Genomic DNA, 21,837 nt, shown 5'->3' with positions numbered 1-21,837 from the left:
TCAGGAGAACCGGTCGAACAGGAACTGGAATACCTTCATCAGTAGTGCGGTGATCCCGGCGGCCATGAGAGGGCCGACCGGGATGCCCCGCAGGAACACAATCCCGAAGATCGAACCGATGACGAGACCCACAATGAGCTGTGGGTCTATTTTTAATAGCGCGAGCCCTTTTCCGTTCATGTACGTGGCGACGGCGCCTCCTATAAGGGCGAGGATGCCGGGCCACGAGGTGAACACCGCGGCGACTTCCTTCATCTGAATCCGTTCGTTCGCGAACGGGACGAGCACGCCCATAGTCAGGAACAGGAGACCGAATTCCAGGCCCCGCCGTTCGATGCCGGGCAAGTAGCGGTCGAGACTGACCAGCTTGACGACGAGCAGGATGCAGGAGGCGGTCGCAATAATCGGCGAGCGGCCGAGCAGGCCGATGAGGATGAGAGCGACGAGTACGATCGTACCGTTCATGATGGGCATTTCCCCTTGTCCGATGGATTCTCTACTCATCTTATGAAGGAAATGCCCCCGATTAGACCATCCGCCTGTCCGGCTCCCGGAACGCGCCTCGCAAAAGAGGTGCACTACAGCGATGCGGGTTGGAATCGGCCGGAGTCCGGCTCGCAGCCCAATGCCCGTCTCCTGACATCCCGTCGAGAACGGGCAAAAGGGAAATGATGCCGGACAATCGCGGCGGGACTACCAGGCAATCAGCTCGCTGCCGGCGAGCAGCGGAACGACGCGCGTCGCATCGGTCGTTGCACAGAAGCGAACGTCTTCCGCGAAACCGAGCCGGGTCAGCCGGCGGCCGTTCTCGCAGGCGAGCAGCCGCTCCGTAAGACGAGGCGCCGTCTGCCGCCATGCCTCCATCAGCGTGACGGCCAGGTCGTCGGGCTCCGCCTCCCCGCCGAGCAGCCGGACAAGCCGGTCTGCGATCAGTCCGGCGCCTATGCCGTCCTCGAAGGAGTAGTGCCCTTTGGTGCCGGCACAGACAAGGACGATGTCCCGGCCAAACCCCGCAGCGGTTTCCGCGCAGGCGGTCGCGTTGCGCAGGCAGCCGACGAGGACGGCGGCGGCTTCGGGCCCGGTGAGCCGGACAGCTTCCGTACCATTCGTCGTCGTCATAATGATGTGCTTGCCGGCCACGGTTTCCTCGCGGAATTCGAGGGGCGAATTCCCGAGGTCGAAGCCTTCAATCCGCACGCATTCCCGTTCCCCGGCGAGCAGGCAGCCTTCCCGGCGCCGGCCGATTGCTTCCGCCGGATGGCGGACCGGCAGCACCGACAGGGCGCCGGCTTCAAGCGCCGTCACCATATTCGTCGTGGCGCGCAACACATCGAGCACGATGACGGTGCGCTCCTGGCAGACGGCGGGCAACGCTTCCTGCAGCGTGCCCAGAACAGTGAGACGCATGTCTGATTTCCCTCCAAGCCCCCTTTGGTGATAGCCGCCAAAGGGGGTTTTTGTGTGCAGACGTCCTCTTGCATTGTGTGCAAAAGAGAGAGGAAAGGTTGGCTATAAGCTGATCGGCGGTTCCTTCATTCCGGCGATGTAAGCCTTGTGCTCTTCCGCTTCGGGCTTGCGCTCCCTCCGGTCGACGCCGTAATGGAACGTATCGGACCGCAGGCCGCGGCGCAGCGCTTCTAGCGCGAGCACCTCCTGCGGGGCCACGTTGCCCAGATTGAGATCGGGACCGAGCATGTTGAGCAGATGCACCTGCTGGCTCTTTTGGGGAGCTTCCCACAGGAGGAGGCCCGGACTCGGGATCCGTGCGAGCACGCTGCGGATTTCGTCGTCCTTGCAGGCCCCATTTTCATCGAAGATGCCGACGCCGGTGCCCGATTCTCTTCCTTCGATGGTCACCAGCTCGGCGCCGATGCGAATGTCCTCCTTAACCGTCTCGATGAGCGCATCGACCTCAATCGTCGAGCCCCAGCATTTTTTGCCGTATTCCGTATAGACGGTCAGTCCGGCATTGAGGCCGCGCTCGATCAGCTCGGTGCGCGTCCGGCGGTCCAGATCGATCGTGCCGTCGGACACCTCAACCGCCGTAAAGCCGAGCTTCCGAATCGTGCGGAAATAGTCGGCTTCCAAACCGTTTGCCACGGCCACCTCCAGGAAGGTGCCGCCGGGAAACACGATCAGGCCGCGTTCCTTGCACAGCCGGATTTTGTCGCGAAGAAGGGCGGGGGTGTACAGGGAGGGCGTACCGAAGCCGAATTTGATCATATCCATGTAGGCGGCAGCCGTATCGAGCAGATCGCGCAGGGCGAACAGGCCGAGTCCTTTGTCGATTACCATCGTGCGTCCGCTGGTGCGGGGCTTCCGGGAACGCCGACCCGTCGGATCGAGCAGGGCGTCCGGCCAGACGGCATGAGAGGTTGCGTCCATATCCATACTCCTCGCTTCAAGGATTCAATAGCTATGCCGCATCATATGCGTCTCCAAATAGGGGTGTGCCCACCATCCTAATTGCTGACGAGCCCGCATATAGTAGAACAAGCTCGCGGAGACACCCTCCGCCTAGCTGAGAACGGAATCGGGAGGTACGTTGCGTTGCTGAATAAAATCGTTATGAGCATGGCCTCGCTGCGGCTGTTGTCGGGCTCTCTGGAAATTGCGGCAGCGCTCCTCATGCTGAGGCTGAACCAGGTGGACAAGGCGCTCCTGGTCAACTCGTCTCTCGCGGTCGTCGGCCCGCTGGTTCTATTAACTACCACGAGTATCGGATTGATAGGGATAGCCGAGAAGCTGTCGATAGGCAAGCTGGTCTGGATTTTTGCAGGCGTCTGCTGCATCTTTGTCGGCATTCTCAAAAAGTAGACGGTCTATCCGCCTGTCCGGACTCATATGAATGTTGTAGAGAACCGGACAACTTGGGGGGAGCCATATGCTAGAATCCATCACCGCCGTCCTGCCGCCGCCTCTGCGCTCCGCCCTGACCCGGCTGCCCGCGCAGACGGCGGCACTGGTGGAGGAAGTGAGAATCCGCGAAGGCCGGCCTCTCGAGATCTATCTGGCGGAAGATTCGTCTTTCGTTACGCCGACGGGCGTCTTGACGTCCTCGGCCGAGGCTGCCTACCGGCCGACGAGAGATGACTGCCGGATACTGCTCGACCTGCTGACCGAGCATTCGGTGTACACGAGAGAAGAGGAATTGAAGAAAGGGTATTTGGCGATGGCCGGTGGGCACCGGGTCGGCCTCGCCGGCCGAGCCGTCGTGGAACAGGGCAAGGTCAAGCTGCTGCGCGACATCGCAGGCTTCAATTTGCGAATCGCACGCGAATGGAAAGGGGCCGCGGAGGCAATCCTGCCTTATCTGCTCGAGGAAGGCGGAGCCGGTGTCCATTCCACGCTCCTGCTCTCGCCGCCGCAGCAGGGCAAGACCACCGTGATCCGGGACCTCGCTCGGCTGCTCAGCAGCGGCGGGGGACCGGCAGGAGTGTCCAGACGGCTTGCGCCTCTTAAGGTCGCAGTCGTCGACGAGCGGTCCGAGATCGCCGCCTGCGTCCGAGGCGTGCCGACCTTCGACGTCGGCCCGAGGACGGACGTGCTGGACGGCTGTCCGAAGGCGGAGGGGATGATGATGATGATCCGCTCTCTCTCGCCCCACGTGCTGATCGCCGACGAGATCGGACGGCCGGAGGACGCCGAAGCGGTGCTGGAGGCCGCGCATGCCGGCATCCGCGTCGTGCTGACGGCGCACGCGGGCTCGCTTGAGGATGCGAAGCGCCGTCCGGTGCTCCGCCGGCTGCTCGAGGACGGCGCGTTCGCCCGGACGCTTCTGCTTCGCCGGACCCGCGGTGCTCCGACCGCCGCCGCCATTTACGGCCGCGACGGGCGCCGGCTCGACCCGGCGGGCGCGGCAAGTCCCGCCGGCATGTCCGGCGCAGCGGGAGGAGGTGGGGCGAGGTGCTGAAGCTCATCGGTGCGGCGCTTCTCCTCTTTGCCGGCACGATGGCGGGCTTCGCCCAGTCGCTCGCTCTGGCCCGCCGCCCGCGGCAGATCCGCGAGCTGATCCAGGCGCTTCAGCGGCTCGAAACGGAGATCGCCTACGGCATGACGCCGCTCGCCGAGGCGCTCGCCTCCGCCGGCCGCCCGCTCTCGGAGCCGGTCGCCCGCATCTTCCGCGGCGCGGCGGACCGGCTCCTCGGGCCGGGCCAGCTGACGGCCGAGGCTTGCTGGCAGCAGGCGGTCGAGGAGAGCTGGGCGGGGACCGCGCTGCGCGAGGCGGAGCGGGAGGTGCTCCGGCAGCTCGCCTACTCGCTCGGCGTCTCCGACCGCGAGGACCAGCGCCAGCATCTCAAGCTGGCCGTGGCGCAGCTGCAGGCGGAGGAGACCGAAGCGGCGGAGCAGAACCGCCGCTTCGGCAGCATGTGGAAAAGCCTGGGGGTGCTGGCCGGCGCGCTGCTCGTCGTCCTGATGTACTAGAAGCCCGCCGGAGCAAAGGATGTGGGAAACACAAATGAGGTGCCGCCTATGAATGTCGACGTTAACGCCATCTTTCAAATAGCGGGCATCGGCATCATCATCGCCATGATCCACACGGTGCTGAAGCAGATGGGCAAAGAGGACATGGCGCATTGGGTGACCGTGATCGGGTTTGTCGTCGTGCTGTTCATGGTGGTGAGCATGCTGAACGACTTGTTCCGCGAAATCAAAACGATCTTCCTCTTTCAATAGGAGGAACGGCTATGGAAATCATCCAGGTGGTCGGGATCGGGCTCATTGCCACCATTCTTATCCTCGTGCTGAAGGGACAATCGCCGCTGTTCGCGTTTCTGCTCGCTGCCTTTACGGGGCTTGCGATCTTCCTCTTCCTGCTCGGCAAAATCTCGTCGGTCATCCACGTGCTCCAGGACCTGGCGACGAAATCTGAGGTGAGCCCCGTCTTCCTGAAGACGATTCTGAAAGTCATCGGGGTTGCCTACATCGCGGAATTCGGCGCACAAATCGTGCGCGATGCCGGACAAGAATCCATCGCCTCCAAGATCGAGCTGACGGGCAAAATTCTCATCCTGGCCATGGCGATACCGATCATCAGCGTCATAATCGAAACGGTGGTGAAGCTGATGCCCGCTTGATGCCGGCCGCAAGGCACCGGATGCGAAGGAGCGATCGACCTGTGAAACCGACTATATGCCGAACCTTTCTGCTGCTCCTGCTCCTGCTGACCGCCTCTGTACTTGGGGCGTCAGGGCCCGCCGTCCTCGCGGCGGAAGCGGCATCCCGGACGGCGGGACCCGCCGACACGCTTGTTCAAGAGCAGGCGGAACGTCTGCCCACCGACGAGGTCGAGCAGTACTGGGACCGGCTCATGAAGGAATACGGGGGCTACTTGCCGGAATCCAAGACACCGTCCTTTGCCGAGCTTCTGCTCGGAAACGGAAGCCTGTCGCTCGGCGCGCTGCTCAAAGGACTGCTCAAGTATCTGTTTCACGAAATCATCGTGAACAGCAAGCTGCTCGGCACTATTGTCGTCTTGACCGTCTTCAGCATGATTCTGGAAACGTTGCAAAGCGCCTTCGAGAAGCAGGCGGTCAGCAAGGTTGCCTTCGCCATCTCGTATCTGGTCCTGATCGTCATCGCGGTCAACAGCTTCTCCATCGGCATCGGCTATGCGAAGGAAGCGATCACCGAGATGATCCAGTTCATGGTCGCCGTCGTGCCGCTGCTCCTGACGCTGCTGGCCTCCATGGGCAACGTCACGACAGTAGCGGTGCTCCACCCGCTCATCATCTTCATGATCTACACGCTCGGGACCGCCATCTACACCGTCGTTTTCCCACTTCTGTTCTTCTCGGTCATCCTGCACATCGTCAGCTCGATCTCAGAGCGGTACAAGGTCACCCAGCTCGCCAACCTGATGCGGTCGGGCGCGATCGGCCTGCTCGGGCTGTTCGTCACCGTCTTCCTAGGCGTCGTCTCCGTCCAGGGAATGTCGGGCGGGATCCGGGACGGCGTGACGCTGCGGACGGCCAAGTTCATCGCCGGCAACTTCGTCCCCGTCGTCGGGCGGATGTTCTCGGATGCCTCGGACACGGTGATCGGAGCGTCGCTGCTTGTCAAAAACGCCGTCGGCCTGGCGGGCGTCGTCATCATCATCATCCTGTGCGCCTTCCCGGCGATCAAGATTTTGACGCTGTCGCTCATCTACAACGGCTGCGCGGCCGTGCTGCAGCCGCTTGGGAACAGCCCGATCATCGGCTGCCTGCAGACGATCGGCAAAAGCATGATCTATGTGTTCGCGGCCTTGGCCGCAGTCGGACTCATGTTTTTCCTGGCCATTACGATCATGATCGCCGCGGGCAACGTATCGGTTATGATGCGCTGAACCGGACCGAGGAGCCAGGGATAGATTCAGAGGCCGGCAAGGCGGAGAAAGGAGGGGAGCGGCATGATGCAGTGGATCGCCAGCTGGCTGAAGGAGCTGATCGTCCTGCTGCTCCTCGCCTCCTTCGTCGACCTGCTGCTGCCGAACCAGTCGCTGCAGCGCTACGTCAAGACCGTGATCAGTCTCTTCCTGCTCGTCGTCCTGCTGACGCCCGTGTTCCGGCTGGTGGGGAGCAAATGGGACGCGGAGCGGCTGACCCGGGCGGCGCTCGAGAACGACGCAGGGAGAGGGTCAGCCTCAGGCAGTCCGGCGCAGGAAGCGCGCGCCATCCCCGCGCTCGAGACGATTGTTCGAGAGGCGGAGCAGCGCAGCGCATCGGTCCGCAAGCAGGCGGCTGAGCTGGCCGAGCGGCAGCTGGCGGAGCGCATCGCCGAGCAGCTGCGGGCGGAGGGCGAGGCGGCGCGGGACGTGACCGTAGCGCTTCGATTCGACGACCGCCAGCGGGCGGAGGTAGCGAGCGTCGCGGTCCGCCTGCCGGCCTCCCCGGCGTCCGGCGCCGCTGGCGGGACCGTCGGAACGCCCGCCCCGTCGGGAGTCCCCCCGGGCCGGCGTACGGTCGAGCCGGTGGCGCCGGTGAACGTGACGCTGGGCGGCGGCGCCACCGGCTCGATGGGCGCCACCGGTACGGTCGCAAGCTCCGCATCGGCAACGCCGGGAGCGGCCGACCGGGAGGAGCAGGCGCAGCGGCGGGAGCGGATTCGCGGTCTGCTGCAGCGCGAGTGGGCTGTCCCGGCTGACCGGGTGGCGGTCATCTTTGAAGCCGGATAAGCCACAGCCCCGGCAAATCGGCAGGCAGCAGGCGTCTGAACGCCGCCGGTCGGGATTCGATAACGAAAGGGGAGGAGCGAAATGGCGAACTGGCTCAAGGTGCTGGAGAGCCGGCTGGGCGGCGGAGAAGGCGGTCCGAAGCGGATCCGCACCTTCCGGTGGCTGCTCTTGGTCGGTCTCCTGGGAGCGGCGCTCATGATTCTCAATTCGTTCCTGACGGTCAAGGATGTCGATCCGATCGGCACGGGGCGCGCTTCTCCTCCCGGAGGAAGCCAGCCCGCGGCGTCGCAGAGCGCGGCGGGCAAGGAGCAGACGGGCTTTCGCCAGTACGAGGAAGCTTACGAAAACCAGCTGCGCGACATTTTGCAGAAGATCGTGGGAGTCGGAGAGGTCGAGGTTATGGTGACCGTAGATTCGACGGAGGAGGTGACCGTTGAGAAGAATACGACGGAGAATCAGCAGACGATCACCGAGCGGGACCAGAACGGCGGCAACCGGGTCAGCTCGAATGTCTCCCGCAGCGGTACGGTCGCGAGCGGGCAGGGAAGCGGGGGCGAGGGGCCTCTCATCCTGAAGACGACGAAGCCCAAAATCCGAGGCGTCGTTGTCGTAGCCCGGGGGGCCGAGAATGCTACCGTAAAAAAACTGATTGCCGAGGCCGTTGAGCGGGGACTGGACGTTCCCGTCACGAAAATCTCGGTCGTTCCACGAAAGCAGTAACCCGAGGCGCCATGGCGCCTGTCTGAAGGAAGAAGCTGATCCAGGCTGGATCTTCCGCCGATAGACGGGAGTCCGGACCGCGGAAGCTCATAGATCTCATAGCAAAAAAAGGGAGGAAACAAGCATGAATACGAAGCGTCAAACGATTTGGCTGGTCTCCATGCTCAGTCTGATGGTCGTCCTGTCGGCCTACTACCTCTTCACCGAGGACGTCAGCAAGCTGGAGCTGAACGCGGAAGGATCGATGCTCGAGCAGATCAAGGTGGATTCGACGCAGGCCGGAGCGCCGGCCGATACCTCCAAGCAGGCGGACAAAGCCGTCTCCGGCAATGTGCAGGCAGACGCCTCCAAGTCGGCTGACGCCGCAAAAACGGGCGATGCCGCCAAATCAGCGGATGCAGCCAAGTCGGCGGATGCGGCCAAATCGGCGGATGCAGCCAAATCGGCAGATGCAGCCAAATCTGCCGATGCCTCCAAGTCGTCGGCCACCGCGGCAAAGGACGGCAAAAAGTCGGACGCCGAGGTGATCAAATCGCTTGAGACGAGCGCGAAGTCCGGCCAGGATTATTTCTCCAGCCTTGAAATGAAGCGTCATGAAGAGCTCACCAAAAAAGCGAGCGACCTGCTCGCCATCGTCTCCAACACCGACAGCAAGCGGACGCTCGAGGAGATCAGCAAGGCGACGGAGCAGCTGCAGCTGATGGAGCAGAACGAAGCCAAAGTTGACAACATCGAGACCAAGCTCGGCAAGGACTTCCAAAACGTTCTCGTGACCGAGGAATCGAGCAAGTGGAAGGTGACCGTGCAGGCCGCCAAGCTGGAGAAGAGCCAGGCTACGAGCATCGTCGATCTCGTCATGCAGGAGATGAACGTAGGGCCCGAGAAGGTGACGGTGCAGTACATCCCGTAAACCGGCGACAGCATTCGGGGCGCGGTCTCTCGGAACGTTCGACAGCGTCCCTGTCCCGCCGCCAATCCCCGTCAAAGCTCGCCAAAAGCGCGAAAGAGTCCGGTCCAGGCTGGACTCTTTCCATTTGACGGGTTTGTGATATAATAGCAACGTTGCGGTGACGGCAGGCCGGGACCTGTTCCTCCTGCTTCACAAACACTAAAGGAGTGAACACCGAATGTTCAAATTGAGCGAGATCAAGGAACTGATTAAACTCGTCGATCAGTCCTCTCTTGAAGAGTTGGAAATTCAAAACGAAGGCAGCAAGCTGCTGATCCGGAAGCCCGGCAAGCCGGAGCAGATCGTCGTGGCGGCCCAGCCGGCGGTACCTGCGGCTGCATATGCGGCTCCCCAGGCCCAGCCCGCGGCTCCGCAGGTGTCCGTGCATTCCGAAGTCAACGTGGAATCGCCGGCTGCCGACAAATCCCATTTACATACAATCGCTTCGCCGATGGTCGGAACGTTCTACCACGCTCCGTCGCCGGACGCGCCCCCTTATGTCAGCGCAGGCTCCCGGGTTAAAGAGAAAACCGTCGTCTGCATCGTGGAAGCGATGAAGCTGATGAACGAGATCGAAGCGGAAGTGAACGGAGAGATCGTCGAGGTGCTGGTAGAGAACGGGCAGCTCGTCGAGTACGGACAACCCCTGTTCCTGGTCAAGCCGGAATAAGCTAGCTTTCAGGAGGGAAACCATGAAGTTTCAGAAGGTACTTATTGCCAACCGCGGCGAAATCGCGGTGCGGATTATCCGCGCCTGCCGGGAGCTCGGCATCTATTCGGTTGCCGTATATTCCGAGGCGGACCGCGAGTCGCTGCATGTCAAGCTCGCCGATGAGGCGTACTGCATTGGACCGACGCTGTCCAAGGACAGCTACTTAAACTTAACGAATCTGATGAGCGTCGCCACGCTGACCGAGGCTGACGCCATCCACCCGGGCTACGGCTTTCTTGCCGAGAACGCCGATTTTGCGGAGATCTGCGAGAGCTGCAATATTACGTTCATCGGCCCTTCGCCGGAAGCGATCAGCAAGATGGGCGACAAGTCCGTCGCCAAGCAGACGATGAAGGACGCGGACGTCCCGGTCATTCCGGGCTCGGACGGCCTCGTCGAGGACCTCGACGACGCGGTGCGCATTGCCCGAGAGATCGGCTATCCGATCATCATCAAGGCGACGGCCGGCGGCGGCGGCAAGGGAATTCGGATCGCCGAGGACGAGGAGTCGCTCGTGTCCCAGATCACGACAGCCCAGCAGGAAGCCCAAAAGGCATTCGGCAACGCCGGCGTCTATCTCGAAAAATATTTGACCGGCATGAAGCATGTCGAAATCCAGATCATTGCGGACAAGCATGGCAACGTCGTCCATCTGGGCGAGCGCGACTGCTCGGTCCAGCGCCGCCGCCAGAAGCTAGTGGAGGAGGCGCCCTGCCCGATTCTGACGCCGGAGATCCGCGAGCGGATGGGCGCGGCCGCCGTGCGCGCCGCCCAGGCGGTTCAGTACTCGGGAGCGGGAACGCTCGAATTCCTGCTCGGGCCTGACGGCCAGTTCTACTTCATGGAGATGAACACGCGCATTCAGGTCGAGCATCCGGTGACCGAGATGATCACCGGCGTCGATCTTATTAAGGAGATGATCCGGGTCGCCGAGGGCGAGCCGCTGTCGTTCCGGCAGGAGGATGTCGAGATCGACGGATGGGCTATCGAGTGCCGCATCAACGCGGAGGACCCGAACCGCGGGTTCATGCCGTCGCCGGGCCGAATCGACTTCTATTTGCCACCCGGAGGCCTCGGCGTCCGTGTGGACAGCTCGGCTTACCCCGGCTATACGATTACGCCCCACTACGACTCGATGATCGCCAAGCTGATCGTCTGGGCGCCGACCCGGGACGAGGCCATCGCCCGGATGAAGCGTGCGCTAGCGGAATTCGCAGTGGACGGAATCAAGACGACCATTCCTTTCCATCTGAAGCTGCTCGAGCACCGGCGTTTCCTCGACGGAAGCTTCGATATCAAGTTTCTCGAGGAGCACGATGTGAACGACCCGCTGTCCTGATCGTTATTTGTCATAAGAATGACAGGGTGGTATAGTATTTACTATAAGACAGACCCGGCGCAGCCCGGTCTGCATGCGATCAGGAGGTAGGTTGGGATGAACACAATTGCACCGGATTACGAGCAAACCGATCTGGGTCATATTCAAATCGCCCCCGAAGTCATCGAGGTTATCGCGGGTCTCGCGACGATCGAGGTGGAAGGGGTGGCCGGCATGAGCGGCGGCTTCGCCGGAGGTATCGCGGAGCTTCTCGGACGCAAGAATCTGTCCAAGGGCGTGAAGGTGGAAGTTGGGCAACGGGAAGCAGCGATCGACGTCTCGATCATTGTCGTGTACGGTACCAAGATTCCCGACCTTGCCAGTGAAATTCAACGCAACGTGAAGCAGGCTATCGAGTCGATGACCGGCCTCGACGTCGTGGAAGTGAACGTCCATATTCATGACGTTCATTTCAAGACCGCCGAGAAGGCGCCGGAAGACGAGACGGCGGCTCTCCGGGTCAAGTAGTCTGCCCTATAGGTTCATGCAAGAGGCAAACCCCCTGGCACGCACAGGGGGTTTCCTATAGAAAGAGACGCTTCTTCCGTCGGGAAGAAGTCCCAAGAATGTTCCAGGCAGACAGCGCGGCGGAGACAGAAGCGGACGTCTTGGGGACGAACTAGATCCGAGGAGGGACAAGCCCCGTGGCCAAAATCATCGACCGATTTCTCATATTTCTTTTTAGCTTGTTCGCAATAGGCGCCTCGGCCGTCCTGCTCGTGGCCGCCTTCAACTGGATCCCTGAGAAGGAGACGAATGCCTTCGTCGCTAGAGTGTACCACGAGAATGTACCTGCCGCGGCGTTCATCGTCACGATGGTGGTTGTGCTGCTGATTGCGATCCGCCTGTTCGTCATTGCTGTGCGTCCGACGCGCACGAACCATGCCTCCATAGACCAGCGGACCGAATTCGGCGATATCCGCATTTCTCTGGAGACGGTGGAGAACCTGGCCCTCAAGGCCGCCAGCCGGTCGCGCGGCGTGCGGGACCTGAAGGCGCGCGTCCGTGTCAGCAATGCCGGAATCGAGATCGAGATCCGGACGATCATAGATGGGGAAACCTCCATTCCCGATTTGACGGAGGAGGTCCAAACGGCCGTGAAGACGCACGTGGAGGAGATTACCGGCATTCCGGTCGCTGTCGTTTCGGTCTTCGTAGCGAATATCGTCCAAACCTCTCCCACGTTCAAAAGCCGGGTCGAGTAGAGGGGAGGCTCCGGAATGTGGCGACAATTATGGGAACGGCATCCGGGTAAGACGGTCGGCACGGCCATGGGCCTGGGACTCGGAGTTATTTACTTGTTCTTCGGGTTCTGGGACATGCTAATTTTTGCTTTTATCGCGTTTATCGGGTATTATGTTGGAAAAAAGATCGATTTGCAGGACCCCGGCCTGAATGTCGAGCAAATATGGCGTTGGTTGACGGAAAGATGGAGAATGTTCCGCTAAATCCTCCTGCTAGGGCAACGGTTCCGGTCGAGGGACTTGCCTGCGCAGGTTTTTTATTGGGGAAAATCAGCCAAAGAAACGCCCGCATGCCTGAGAATCTAGGAGGAAAATGGATGAAACGCCGATTGGCCAGAGAAATTGCGCTGCAAAGCTTATATCAGATGCAGATGAACGAGGTGACGCCGAAGGAGGCGATCGCCATCGCCATAGAAGAGGCGGAAAGCGAGAACGAAGCCGGACTGGATGTGAAGGACGGCAAGATCAGCGCTTCCTATATCGAGGAGCTGGTGACCGGCACACGGACGAACGTTTCGGCGATCGACAGCTTGCTTGAGGGGTATATCAAAGGCTACAAGCTGGACAGGCTGTCCCGCGTGGACCGCGAAATATTGCGCCTCGCCGCGTACGAGATGGTCTATCGCGAGGATGTCCCGCCCAAAGTTGTCGTGAACGAAGCGATCGAGCTGTCCAAGCACTTCGGCACGGAAGAGTCGGGCAAATTCGTCAATGGCGTTTTGGGGAAAATGATCCAGGACATCGAAAAGTTGAAGCAAAAATAGAGTCAAAATCCGAACATTCATCGAGTGTCTCCTCGGTTTATTTCGGCTTTACATGTTTTGCGCAAACAGGTAAACTGAAAGTCGAGACTGTAAGAGACCGAGGAGGAAACGGATATGACAGCGGTAAGAATCAACGGGAAAGCGATAGTCGGCTCCATTCGGGAAGAGATTGCCCAGGAGGCGAGACAACTTGAGGAACGGACAGGCGTGAAACCGGGACTGGCCGTCGTCCTCGTAGGCGACGATCCGGCGTCGGCCGTCTATGTCCGCAACAAGGCCAAAGCTTGCGAGGAAGTGGGCTTTTATTCCGAGGTGCACAAGCTTCCTGCGGAGACGACGCAGGAGGACGTGCTGGCACTTATCGCCGAGCTGAATGCGAAGCCGACCATACACGGTATTCTAGTACAGTCGCCGCCTCCAGCCCATATCGACGAGAACGCCGTCATCGACGCCGTCGACCCGGCCAAGGACGTCGACTGCTTCCATCCTGTCAATGTCGGCAACCTGATGATCGGCAAGCCGAGCTTCCTGCCTTGCACGCCGGCCGGCGTCATCCAGATTCTGAAGCGTACGGGCATCGAGATCGCGGGCAAGCATGCCGTCGTCGTCGGACGCAGCAACATCGTCGGCAAGCCGATGGCGATGCTGCTGCTTCAGGAGAACGCGACCGTCACCGTCTGTCACTCCCGGACTCCGAATATGGAAGAGATCACCAAGCAAGCCGACATTCTAGTCGTGGCCGTTGGACGGGCCCATTTGATTACGCGCAAGCATGTTAAGCCGGGAGCTGTCGTAGTGGATGTCGGCATGAACCGGCTTGAATCGACCGGCAAGCTGGTTGGCGACGTCGATTACGACGACGTTGCCGAGGTGGCCGGCTATCTGACTCCCGTGCCGGGCTGCGTAGGTCCGATGACCATCACGATGCTTCTGGCGAATACGCTGATGGCGGCCGGGCAGCTGGCAGGAGAGAGCCGCGCCTAGAAGCGTTTCGCTCGTCCGGCGCCTCGCAGGGCACTCCCCTGAGGCAGCCGGATTTTACTTTCACGCAAGAAAGGCGGATGACTAATGACGCAGGAATCCGTTTTTTCCATAAAGGAACTGAACAAATTCATCAAGCTGAAGCTGGAGGGAGACCGCCAGCTTCAAAATATCTGGGTGAGAGGAGAAATCTCGAACTTCACCCACCACTCGAGCGGCCACATGTATTTTACACTGAAGGACGCCCAAAGCCGGCTCAAGAGCATTATGTTCGCTTCCTACAACCAGAGGCTGTCGTTCCTGCCCAAGGAAGGGACGCGCGTCATGGCACGCGGCAGCATCTCGGTCTACGAGCGGGACGGGCAGTATCAGTTCTATGTGAATCAGATGCAGCCGGACGGAATCGGGAACCTGTACCAAGCGTTCGAAGAGCTCAAGAGGAAGCTCGAGGCGGAAGGGCTGTTCGCGCAGGAGCGCAAACGCCCGCTGCCGCGGTTTCCGCGGGCGATCGGGGTTGTGACGTCTCCGACAGGAGCCGCTGTGCGCGATATTATGATCACGCTGCAGCGGAGATTCCCGTCCGTCCCGGTGCTCCTCTACCCCGCACTCGTTCAGGGACGTCAGGCCGCGCCGTCGATTGTACGGGCGATCGAGGCCTTCAACAGGCTGCAGGAGGTCGATGTGCTGATCGTAGGCCGCGGCGGAGGCTCTCTCGAGGAGCTTTGGGCATTCAACGAAGAAATCGTGGCCCGCAGCATCTCCGCATCGGCCATTCCGATCATCTCCGCGGTCGGCCACGAAACGGACTTCACTATAGCCGATTTCGTGGCGGATTTGCGGGCGGCTACTCCGACGGCCGCTGCAGAGCTGGCTGTCCCTCACCAGCTGGAGCTGCGCCAGCAGCTGGGCTATTTCACGAGCCGGCTGCAGCGCGGACTGATCAAGCAGCACCGGGAGCAGCGCGAGCGGCTGTCCCGCCTCGCCCGCTCGCCGTATCTCACCAATCCGCGGCGCCAGCTGCAGCAGCCGGCCGAGCGGCTGGACCGGCTCAAGGAGCAGCTCGCTTACCGGATGCGCGTCCGGCTCGCGGGGGAGAAGCAGCGCGGGCTTCAGCTGGCGCACCGGCTGGCGGCCAAGGATCCCCGGCAGCAAGCGGTCTACGCCCGGCGCCGGGCCGAGTCGTCGGGCAAGCAGCTTGCCATGGCGATGCGCCGGCTGCTCCAAGGCGCGAGGCAGGAGTTCGCCGGACAGGTGCGGCAGCTGGACGCGCTCAGTCCGCTCAAGATCATGCAGCGCGGGTACAGCCTCGTCTATGACGAGAAGCAGAACGCGCTGATCAAATCGATATCCCAGGTACAGCCGGGCGACATCGTCAAGGTCCGGCTGACGGACGGGCAGCTGGACTGCCATGTCTGGTCGATGGAGGAGGCTAAGCATGACAACGGATAAACCGGAACTCAGCTTTGAGGAAGCGATGGATAAACTGGAAGAGATCGTCGGCCGGCTTGAGACGGGAGACGTGCCGCTCGAACAGGCGATCGAGCTGTTTCAGCAAGGGATGGAGCTGTCTCAGCTGTGCACGCTCAAGCTCGACCAAGTGGAGCGCAGAATCGAGATGCTCATCGATGAGAACGGCAGCCTGAGCAGGAAGCCGTTCCTGCAGCAGCTGGAGGAAGGGGAACAGGGATGACATCCGGGATCGACATGAAGGATTATCTCAGAACGCAAGCGGCACTGGTCGAGAACCGGCTGACCGAGGCGGTGCCGGGAGACTGGGCGCTGCCTCCGCAGCTCAGAGAGGCGATGATGTATTCGCTTCTTGCCGGCGGAAAGCGGCTGCGTCCCATTCTCGTTCTGGCTGCGGCGGAATCGCTTGGGGGCAGCCAGGATGCTGCGATGCCGATCGCCTGCGCAATTGAGATGGTGCATACCTACTCGCTGATCCATGACGATCTGCCCGCTATGGACAACGACGATTTTCGCCGAGGCAAGCCGACGAATCACAAAGTATTCGGCGAGGCGATGGCGATTCTCGCAGGCGACGCGCTGCTGACGCATGCGTTCCATGCGGTGGCGCAGGCGGGACTGAAGCATGGGGTGCCCGCCGAGCAGGTGCTCGCCATTACCGCCGATCTGGCGACCTACGCGGGAGCGAAGGGAATGGTCGGCGGGCAGGTGGCGGATATTCTCGGAGAGCAGGGCCTGACCAGTCTGGAAGAGCTCGAGTACATACACCGCCACAAGACGGCGGACTTGATCGTCTTCTCGCTCAAGGCGGGGGGACGCGCGGCGGGTGCCACTGAAGTCCAGCTGAGAGCGCTCGAAGAGTTTGGCTATTCGATCGGTCTCGCCTTCCAGATCCAGGATGATATCCTGGATGTGACGGGAGACGAGGCCAAGACCGGCAAGCCCAAGGGCAGTGACGCCAAGCAGCAGAAGGTAACCTATCCGTATCTGATCGGTCTGGAGGAGTCCATCCGTCGTGTGGAGCACCTAACCGAGGCCGGGAAGCAAGCGATTCGGGACGCGGGGCTGCCGCATCCGGACAAGCTGCTTGCTATTGCGGATTATTTGGTGCATCGGGAGTTTTGAGCCGCTGCCAGCGGGCGGCGAACAAGGAGAGGCCGGTTCAAACACGGCTCTCCTTTTTTTATCTGGCGAGTGAGAATGAGAATCATTGATAAAGAAATACGCGGAACCTCTTGCTCAATGGGAAGGGATTCGATATAATCAACGTATTGAGAATGATTCTCATTATTGGTTCGGCTTCTCGTCTCCCATAAACTCCGGCGCGCCCGGGACCGATCGGGAGCGAACGGTTGTCTCACTACTATACCTATAGAATAAGGATCGCCATGAAACTAAGATACCTGGTAGGCTTGCTGATCGTTCTATCGTTTGTTTCTCTCTTTATCGGAGTGAAGAATATCTCTCCGCTCGACCTGTTCAACCTGTCGGAGGACAAGACACAGGTCCTGTACATAAGCCGGCTTCCACGGCTCGTCAGCATTATCGTGGCGGGTATGAGCATGAGCATCGTGGGGCTTATCATGCAGCAGCTGTCCCGCAACAAATTCGTCTCGCCGACGACGGCCGGGACAATGGATTCCGCACGGTTCGGCATCCTGGTCGCGATGATGCTGTTCGCGAATGCGTCGCCGCTAGTGAAGATGCTGGTTGCGTTCGTCTTCGCCCTGCTCGGTACGATGATCTTCATGAAGATTCTCGACCGGGTCAAGTTCAAGGACGCCATCTTCATTCCGCTGGTCGGGCTCATGTTCGGCAACATCGTCGGCTCGATCACGACGTTTTTCGCTTACAAGAACGACCTGATCCAGAGCATCTCCTCCTGGCTGCAGGGAGACTTCTCGACAGTCATCAAGGGGCAGTACGAGCTGATCTATCTCTCCATCCCGCTCGTCATCGTATCGTACTTGTTCGCTAACAAGTTTACGCTCGCGGGCATGGGAGAGGACTTCGCCGTCAATTTGGGGTTGAAGTACAAGCAGGTCGTCAATCTCGGTCTTGTGATCGTGGCGCTCGTCACCTCCGTCGTGCTGCTGACGGTCGGGTCGATTCCGTTCCTCGGGCTTATCATCCCGAATATCGTCACCATCTACCAGGGGGACAATCTGAAGAAGAATCTGCCGCATACCGCCGTGCTCGGAGCCGTATTTGTTCTGTTCTGCGACATTCTGGGCCGGGTCATCATTTTCCCTTACGAGATTTCGATCGGACTCATGGTGGGTATTCTCGGCAGCATCATTTTCCTCTATCTCCTCCTGAGAAGAAAGGCATATGAATCATGAAGGGTAAGCTGATTGTTCTCGCGCTGTTCGCCATCGTACTTTTCGCTTTGTTTATGACCATCGACGCCGGCGGCAATTGGGATTATGTCCTGGAACGAAGGGGCAGGAAAATATGGGCCATCCTCCTTACCGGCGGCTCGATCGCCTTCTCGACAATCGTCTTCCAGACGATTACGAACAACCGGATTCTAACGCCGAGCATGCTGGGGCTGGATTCTCTTTACCTCCTTCTGCAGACCGTTGTCGTGTTCGCTTTCGGCTCCACCACTCTGCTTGCCATGGGGCCAAACAAGAACTTCCTGATTTCCGTCGGGCTGATGATCGTGTTCGCCGGACTGCTGTACCGGTTTCTCTTTCAGCGGGAAGGACGGAATATATACTTCCTGCTGCTGGTCGGAATTATCTGCGGCACCCTGTTCTCCAGCCTGTCTTCTTTCATGGAGATTCTAATCGATCCGTCCGAGTTTCTGGTGCTGCAGAAGAAAATGTTCGCCAGCTTCAACAACATCAACACCGACATCCTCGTTATGTCGACGATCGCCGTCGGCGCAGTGACGGTTTATTTTCTCCGGTTCGTCAAGTATCTCGATGTGCTGTCGCTCGGCCGGGAGGAAGCAATCAACCTGGGCGTGGACTACGAGTATGTCGTTCGCCGGCTTCTTATTATCGTCGCTGTTCTCATCTCGGTCTCGACCGCTTTGGTCGGTCCGATCACGTTCCTCGGCCTGCTGGTCGCCAACGTCACCTACCAGTTTCTGAGGACGCACCGGCATCCGCCGCTTATCGCGGGGTCCGTCCTGATCAGCATTATCGCGCTGGTCGGTGGGCAGCTGCTGGTCGAGAGAGTGTTTACTTTCTCCACCACGATCAGCGTCATCATCAACTTCGTCGGGGGCGTCTACTTTATCTACCTTCTGTTAAAGGAGAATAAATCGTGATCGAAGTCAAGCAGGTCTCCAAACAGTACGGCGGCAGGCCGGTCGTGGACAACGTGTCGCTGCAGATCGAAAAAGGCAAAATCACCTCGTTCATCGGGCCGAACGGCGCGGGCAAGAGCACCTTGCTCTCCATGATCAGCCGTCTCGTACCGAGAGACGCGGGCGAGGTGCATATCGAGGGCAGGGAGCTCAAGCAGTGGAAGAGCCCGGAACTCGCCAAGAAAATTTCCATCCTAAAGCAGACGAACCATATCAATATCCGTCTAACCGTCCGCGACCTCGTCAGCTTCGGCCGGTTCCCGTATTCGCAGGGCAAGCTGAATAAAGAAGATTGGGGGTATGTCGACGAAGCGATCCGGTATATGGAGCTTGGAGAGATCGAGAACAAATATATCGACCAGCTGAGCGGCGGCCAGCGGCAGCGCGCCTTCATCGCCATGGTGCTCGCGCAGGACACCGAGTACATTCTCCTCGACGAGCCGCTGAACAACCTGGACATGAAGCATTCCGTTCAGATCATGAAGGTGCTGAGAAGACTTGTGGACGAACTCGGCAAGACGATCGTGATCGTCATTCACGACATCAATTTCGCCTCCTGCTACTCCGATACGATCGTCGCTCTCAAGGATGGCCGCGTTGTCAAGGAAGGCAGCGTCGATGAGATCATCGACGAACAGCTGCTGCATGAAGTGTACGAGATGAACATACCGATCCAAGAGATCGGCGGGAGCAAGATATGCGTCTATTTTCGATAGCCGCAGCAGTCGTTCCCGCGTGAACCGGCGGCGAGAGAGGCCGCCGGTTTTTTTGGTGCGTCGGCCGAATGGAGATTCGCTTTTTTTGCATGACGGAGGCGCGGCAGCTAGGGGCGATCGGGGTAAGGACTGGGAGAAAGAGCCCAGCAAAAAAAGCGTAACATTGTAGCGAATTTGGCAACTGTGGTATAATAGAGGCGTTTACGTTTTGGGCGGATAGGCGATAGCACGGCCTGAGACAGTCCGAGCCCGAAGGAGCGGACTCCGCTCCGGCCGCCTGCAAGCCTTGTTAAGGCATTCACCCGTGTCCTGCCAAGAGAGAGGGATAAGGAACGGAAGAACGGCATGCCGAAGGCAGGTTTGGCGAACCTTAAGGAAGGCTGCTCGATTCCGCGGACCGGTGCCGCAAGCGCCTCCGTCCGGATCGAGCTAAGAATAGAAGAGATAAGCGTTCAATTACTTGAAGAAGCGTTCGTGCGTCCGCCAAGGCGGAGGCCGGCAAGCTTAGCGAAGCCTCTTCAGGGAAAACGGGGGAATTTACGTGCTCGAACAAGTCAATCAGCCAAGTGACCTGAAGCGGCTCTCGCTGGCGGAGCTGGAAGTGCTGGCCGGTGATATTCGCAAATTTCTTATTGATAAACTGTCGGTGACGGGGGGCCACCTGTCCCCGAATCTGGGCGTGGTGGAGCTGACGATTGCGCTCCATTATCTGTACGACAGCCCGCGGGACAAATTCATCTTCGACGTTGGGCACCAGTCGTACGTCCACAAGATTTTGACGGGACGCAAGAACCAGTTCCATACGCTTCGCAAGTACAAAGGCTTGTGCGGCTTCATCAAGAAGGCGGAGAGCAAGCACGACGTCTGGGAAGCGGGCCACAGCAGCACATCGCTGTCGGCCGCGATGGGAATGGCGACCGCCAGGGATTTGAAGGGCGAGACGAACAAGGTCGTCGCTATTATCGGCGACGGAGCGATGACGGGCGGGATGGCGCTCGAAGCGCTCAACCATATCGGCCACGAGAAGAAGAATCTGATGGTGATCTTGAACGACAACGAGATGTCGATCGCGCCGAATGTCGGAGCACTTCACAACTACCTGAGCCGCATTCGTTCTGACAAGACCTATAAGAAGGCCAAGGAAGAGATGGAGGGCCTCCTTAAGAAGATTCCGGCCATCGGCGGAGGACTTGCCAAGACAGCCGAGAAGTTCAAGGATTCGCTTAAGTATCTGATGATGAACGGGCTTTGGTTCGAAGAGCTCGGCTTCAAATATTTCGGGCCGGTGGATGGGCATAATCTGGCGCAGCTGCTCGAGACGTTCCGGCAGGCGGACAAGATCGAAGGTCCAGTGCTCGTCCATGTCGTGACGCGTAAGGGCAAGGGCTTCGAGCCGGCCGAGACGGACTCGGTTACTTGGCACGGAGCTGGTCCGTACAAGATTGAATCCGGCACGATCATCAAGTCCTCGGGGCACCCGATGTATACCGAGGTATTCGGCAACGCGCTGATCGAGCTGGCGGAGAAGGATCCGCGCATCGTGGCCGTTACGCCGGCGATGCCGGCCGGCTCGGGGCTGCTCAAGTTCGCCGCCCGCTTCCCGAAGCGGATGATCGACGTCGGGATTGCCGAGCAGCATGCCGCCACCCTGTGCGGGGCTCTTGCAGATGAAGGCATGAAGCCGGTGTTTGCCGTCTACTCGACTTTCCTTCAGCGCGCGTACGACCAGGTCGTCCATGATATTTGCCGGCAGAATCTGAACGTCGTCTTCGCCATTGACCGGGCAGGCTTCGTCGGTCCCGATGGGGAGACGCATCAAGGTGTATACGACATTGCCTTCCTGCGGAGCATTCCGAATCTGACGATCATGATGCCGAAGGACGAGAACGAGCTGCGGAACATGATGAAGACGGCTCTTGACTACAACAAGGGACCGATTGCCGTCCGCTATCCGCGGATCAACGGCGTAGGCGTCGAGTTCGATGCCGAGATGACGCCTCTTCCTATCGGAAAGTGGGAAGTGGTGCGTGAGGGCAGCGGGACGGTCGTGCTCGCCGCCGGACCGATGGTACAGGTGGCCGAGCAAGCGGCCGATCTGCTCAAGACGCAGGGCATTCAGATCAGGATCGTCAATACCCGCTTCCTGAAGCCGCTTGATGAAGAAATGCTGCTGCAGCTGGCACAGGAAGGCCGCTCGATGGTTACCCTCGAGGAGGGAGCGGTTATGGGAGGGCTCGGCAGCGCTGTGCTGGAGTTCTACTCCCTGCAGGGCATCTACGGCATGCAGGTAAAGCTGATGGGCGTGCCCGATTATTTCGTCGAGCACGGCAGCATTCAGGAGCAGCGCGCCGAGGTCGGCCTGACGCCGGAAAACGTAGCGATGCAGATCCAGGCGATGCTGCAGCGCAAAAAAGCAAGAGCTTGATTGGAG

26 protein-coding genes are annotated in these 21,837 nt (G+C 60.0%); 23 read left to right on the top strand and 3 right to left on the bottom strand.

All coding sequences use genetic code 11. The annotated features are described in order from the left end of the window. From KJS47_RS04410 to comA, 3 genes are all read right to left on the bottom strand, one after another. Window positions 1-465, bottom strand: coding sequence for a DUF441 domain-containing protein (locus KJS47_RS04410; protein ID WP_213523117.1), 465 nt, complete (start codon window positions 463-465; stop codon window positions 1-3). 228 nt (window positions 466-693) lie between these two features. After that, entirely contained in the window at window positions 694-1,407 is a 714-nt protein-coding gene (locus tag KJS47_RS04405) for a 2-phosphosulfolactate phosphatase (RefSeq protein ID WP_213523115.1), read from the bottom strand. A 102-nt stretch (window positions 1,408-1,509) separates the two neighbouring features. Further along, on the bottom strand, window positions 1,510-2,385 hold the full coding sequence (gene comA / locus KJS47_RS04400; protein ID WP_213523112.1) for a phosphosulfolactate synthase: 876 nt from the start codon (window positions 2,383-2,385) through the stop codon (window positions 1,510-1,512). Window positions 2,386-2,550: 165 nt separating this feature from the next. Here comA and KJS47_RS04395 point away from each other — a divergent pair, with 165 nt between their 5' ends. The 23 genes from KJS47_RS04395 to dxs all read left to right on the top strand — a co-directional run bounded on the left by KJS47_RS04395 (window position 2,551) and on the right by dxs (window position 21,831). Further along, window positions 2,551-2,817, top strand: coding sequence for a YqhV family protein (locus KJS47_RS04395; protein ID WP_213523110.1), 267 nt, complete (start codon window positions 2,551-2,553; stop codon window positions 2,815-2,817). 67 nt (window positions 2,818-2,884) lie between these two features. After that, window positions 2,885-3,913, top strand: a complete 1,029-nt coding sequence (gene spoIIIAA / locus KJS47_RS04390; protein WP_213523109.1) for a stage III sporulation protein AA — start codon at window positions 2,885-2,887, stop codon at window positions 3,911-3,913. After that, the gene (gene spoIIIAB, locus KJS47_RS04385; protein ID WP_213523108.1) at window positions 3,907-4,425 is read left to right on the top strand and encodes a stage III sporulation protein SpoIIIAB; all 519 of its coding nucleotides are present in this window, start codon (window positions 3,907-3,909) and stop codon (window positions 4,423-4,425) included. The genes spoIIIAA and spoIIIAB overlap by 7 nt, the downstream gene beginning before the upstream one ends. Before the next feature lie 48 nt (window positions 4,426-4,473). Next, on the top strand, window positions 4,474-4,677 hold the full coding sequence (spoIIIAC, locus tag KJS47_RS04380; protein ID WP_144935690.1) for a stage III sporulation protein AC: 204 nt from the start codon (window positions 4,474-4,476) through the stop codon (window positions 4,675-4,677). Window positions 4,678-4,688: 11 nt separating this feature from the next. After that, window positions 4,689-5,078, top strand: a complete 390-nt coding sequence (gene spoIIIAD / locus KJS47_RS04375) for a stage III sporulation protein AD (RefSeq protein ID WP_213523107.1) — start codon at window positions 4,689-4,691, stop codon at window positions 5,076-5,078. Window positions 5,079-5,098: 20 nt separating this feature from the next. Then, window positions 5,099-6,328: a stage III sporulation protein AE gene (gene spoIIIAE, locus KJS47_RS04370; protein WP_213523106.1), complete on the top strand. Its 1,230-nt coding sequence runs from the start codon at window positions 5,099-5,101 to the stop codon at window positions 6,326-6,328. A gap of 63 nt (window positions 6,329-6,391) precedes the next feature. Then, window positions 6,392-7,156: a stage III sporulation protein AF gene (gene spoIIIAF / locus KJS47_RS04365; RefSeq protein WP_213523105.1), complete on the top strand. Its 765-nt coding sequence runs from the start codon at window positions 6,392-6,394 to the stop codon at window positions 7,154-7,156. A gap of 81 nt (window positions 7,157-7,237) precedes the next feature. Next, window positions 7,238-7,876, top strand: coding sequence for a stage III sporulation protein AG (gene spoIIIAG / locus KJS47_RS04360; RefSeq protein WP_213523103.1), 639 nt, complete (start codon window positions 7,238-7,240; stop codon window positions 7,874-7,876). A gap of 124 nt (window positions 7,877-8,000) precedes the next feature. Beyond that, window positions 8,001-8,786 (top strand): SpoIIIAH-like family protein, encoded by a 786-nt coding sequence (locus tag KJS47_RS04355; RefSeq protein WP_213523101.1) that lies wholly within the window; start codon window positions 8,001-8,003, stop codon window positions 8,784-8,786. Window positions 8,787-9,003: 217 nt separating this feature from the next. Then, the gene (gene accB, locus KJS47_RS04350; protein ID WP_213523099.1) at window positions 9,004-9,495 is read left to right on the top strand and encodes an acetyl-CoA carboxylase biotin carboxyl carrier protein; all 492 of its coding nucleotides are present in this window, start codon (window positions 9,004-9,006) and stop codon (window positions 9,493-9,495) included. A gap of 22 nt (window positions 9,496-9,517) precedes the next feature. Further along, entirely contained in the window at window positions 9,518-10,876 is a 1,359-nt protein-coding gene (gene accC, locus KJS47_RS04345) for an acetyl-CoA carboxylase biotin carboxylase subunit (RefSeq protein WP_213523097.1), read from the top strand. Between the two features lie 96 nt (window positions 10,877-10,972). Further along, window positions 10,973-11,383, top strand: coding sequence for an Asp23/Gls24 family envelope stress response protein (locus KJS47_RS04340; RefSeq protein WP_213523095.1), 411 nt, complete (start codon window positions 10,973-10,975; stop codon window positions 11,381-11,383). A 176-nt stretch (window positions 11,384-11,559) separates the two neighbouring features. Continuing rightward, entirely contained in the window at window positions 11,560-12,120 is a 561-nt protein-coding gene (gene amaP, locus KJS47_RS04335; RefSeq protein WP_213523093.1) for an alkaline shock response membrane anchor protein AmaP, read from the top strand. A 15-nt stretch (window positions 12,121-12,135) separates the two neighbouring features. Beyond that, the gene (locus tag KJS47_RS04330; protein WP_213523091.1) at window positions 12,136-12,363 is read left to right on the top strand and encodes a DUF2273 domain-containing protein; all 228 of its coding nucleotides are present in this window, start codon (window positions 12,136-12,138) and stop codon (window positions 12,361-12,363) included. Window positions 12,364-12,476: 113 nt separating this feature from the next. Beyond that, window positions 12,477-12,923 carry a transcription antitermination factor NusB gene (gene nusB / locus KJS47_RS04325; protein ID WP_213523089.1) on the top strand — a complete coding sequence of 149 codons (447 nt, stop codon included), beginning with the start codon at window positions 12,477-12,479 and terminating at the stop codon, window positions 12,921-12,923. Between the two features lie 114 nt (window positions 12,924-13,037). Next, entirely contained in the window at window positions 13,038-13,907 is an 870-nt protein-coding gene (gene folD / locus KJS47_RS04320; RefSeq protein ID WP_213523086.1) for a bifunctional methylenetetrahydrofolate dehydrogenase/methenyltetrahydrofolate cyclohydrolase FolD, read from the top strand. Between the two features lie 84 nt (window positions 13,908-13,991). Then, window positions 13,992-15,353 carry an exodeoxyribonuclease VII large subunit gene (xseA, locus tag KJS47_RS04315; RefSeq protein WP_213523084.1) on the top strand — a complete coding sequence of 454 codons (1,362 nt, stop codon included), beginning with the start codon at window positions 13,992-13,994 and terminating at the stop codon, window positions 15,351-15,353. Further along, window positions 15,340-15,594 (top strand): exodeoxyribonuclease VII small subunit, encoded by a 255-nt coding sequence (xseB, locus tag KJS47_RS04310; protein ID WP_213523082.1) that lies wholly within the window; start codon window positions 15,340-15,342, stop codon window positions 15,592-15,594. Before xseA ends, xseB begins: the two co-directional genes overlap by 14 nt. Beyond that, complete coding sequence (locus tag KJS47_RS04305; protein ID WP_213523079.1) at window positions 15,591-16,496, top strand: polyprenyl synthetase family protein; 906 nt, start codon at window positions 15,591-15,593, stop codon at window positions 16,494-16,496. Before xseB ends, KJS47_RS04305 begins: the two co-directional genes overlap by 4 nt. A 263-nt stretch (window positions 16,497-16,759) precedes the next feature. Beyond that, complete coding sequence (locus tag KJS47_RS04300) at window positions 16,760-17,713, top strand: ABC transporter permease (protein ID WP_213523077.1); 954 nt, start codon at window positions 16,760-16,762, stop codon at window positions 17,711-17,713. After that, a complete protein-coding gene (locus tag KJS47_RS04295; RefSeq protein ID WP_213523075.1) occupies window positions 17,710-18,651 on the top strand; it encodes an iron chelate uptake ABC transporter family permease subunit in 942 nt (313 codons plus the stop codon). Before KJS47_RS04300 ends, KJS47_RS04295 begins: the two co-directional genes overlap by 4 nt. After that, window positions 18,648-19,406: an iron ABC transporter ATP-binding protein gene (locus KJS47_RS04290; RefSeq protein WP_213523073.1), complete on the top strand. Its 759-nt coding sequence runs from the start codon at window positions 18,648-18,650 to the stop codon at window positions 19,404-19,406. The genes KJS47_RS04295 and KJS47_RS04290 overlap by 4 nt, the downstream gene beginning before the upstream one ends. 541 nt (window positions 19,407-19,947) lie before the next feature. Beyond that, a complete protein-coding gene (gene dxs, locus KJS47_RS04285) occupies window positions 19,948-21,831 on the top strand; it encodes a 1-deoxy-D-xylulose-5-phosphate synthase (protein ID WP_213523071.1) in 1,884 nt (627 codons plus the stop codon). Window positions 21,832-21,837 lie beyond the last annotated feature (6 nt).

Origin of the sequence: Paenibacillus sp. J31TS4 (assembly GCF_018403265.1) — a bacterium.
In the GTDB taxonomy this organism is placed as follows: domain Bacteria; phylum Bacillota; class Bacilli; order Paenibacillales; family NBRC-103111; genus J31TS4.
The sequence above is the reverse complement of the archived record's forward strand: the minus strand, read 5'-3'. Positions and strand labels throughout refer to the sequence as shown.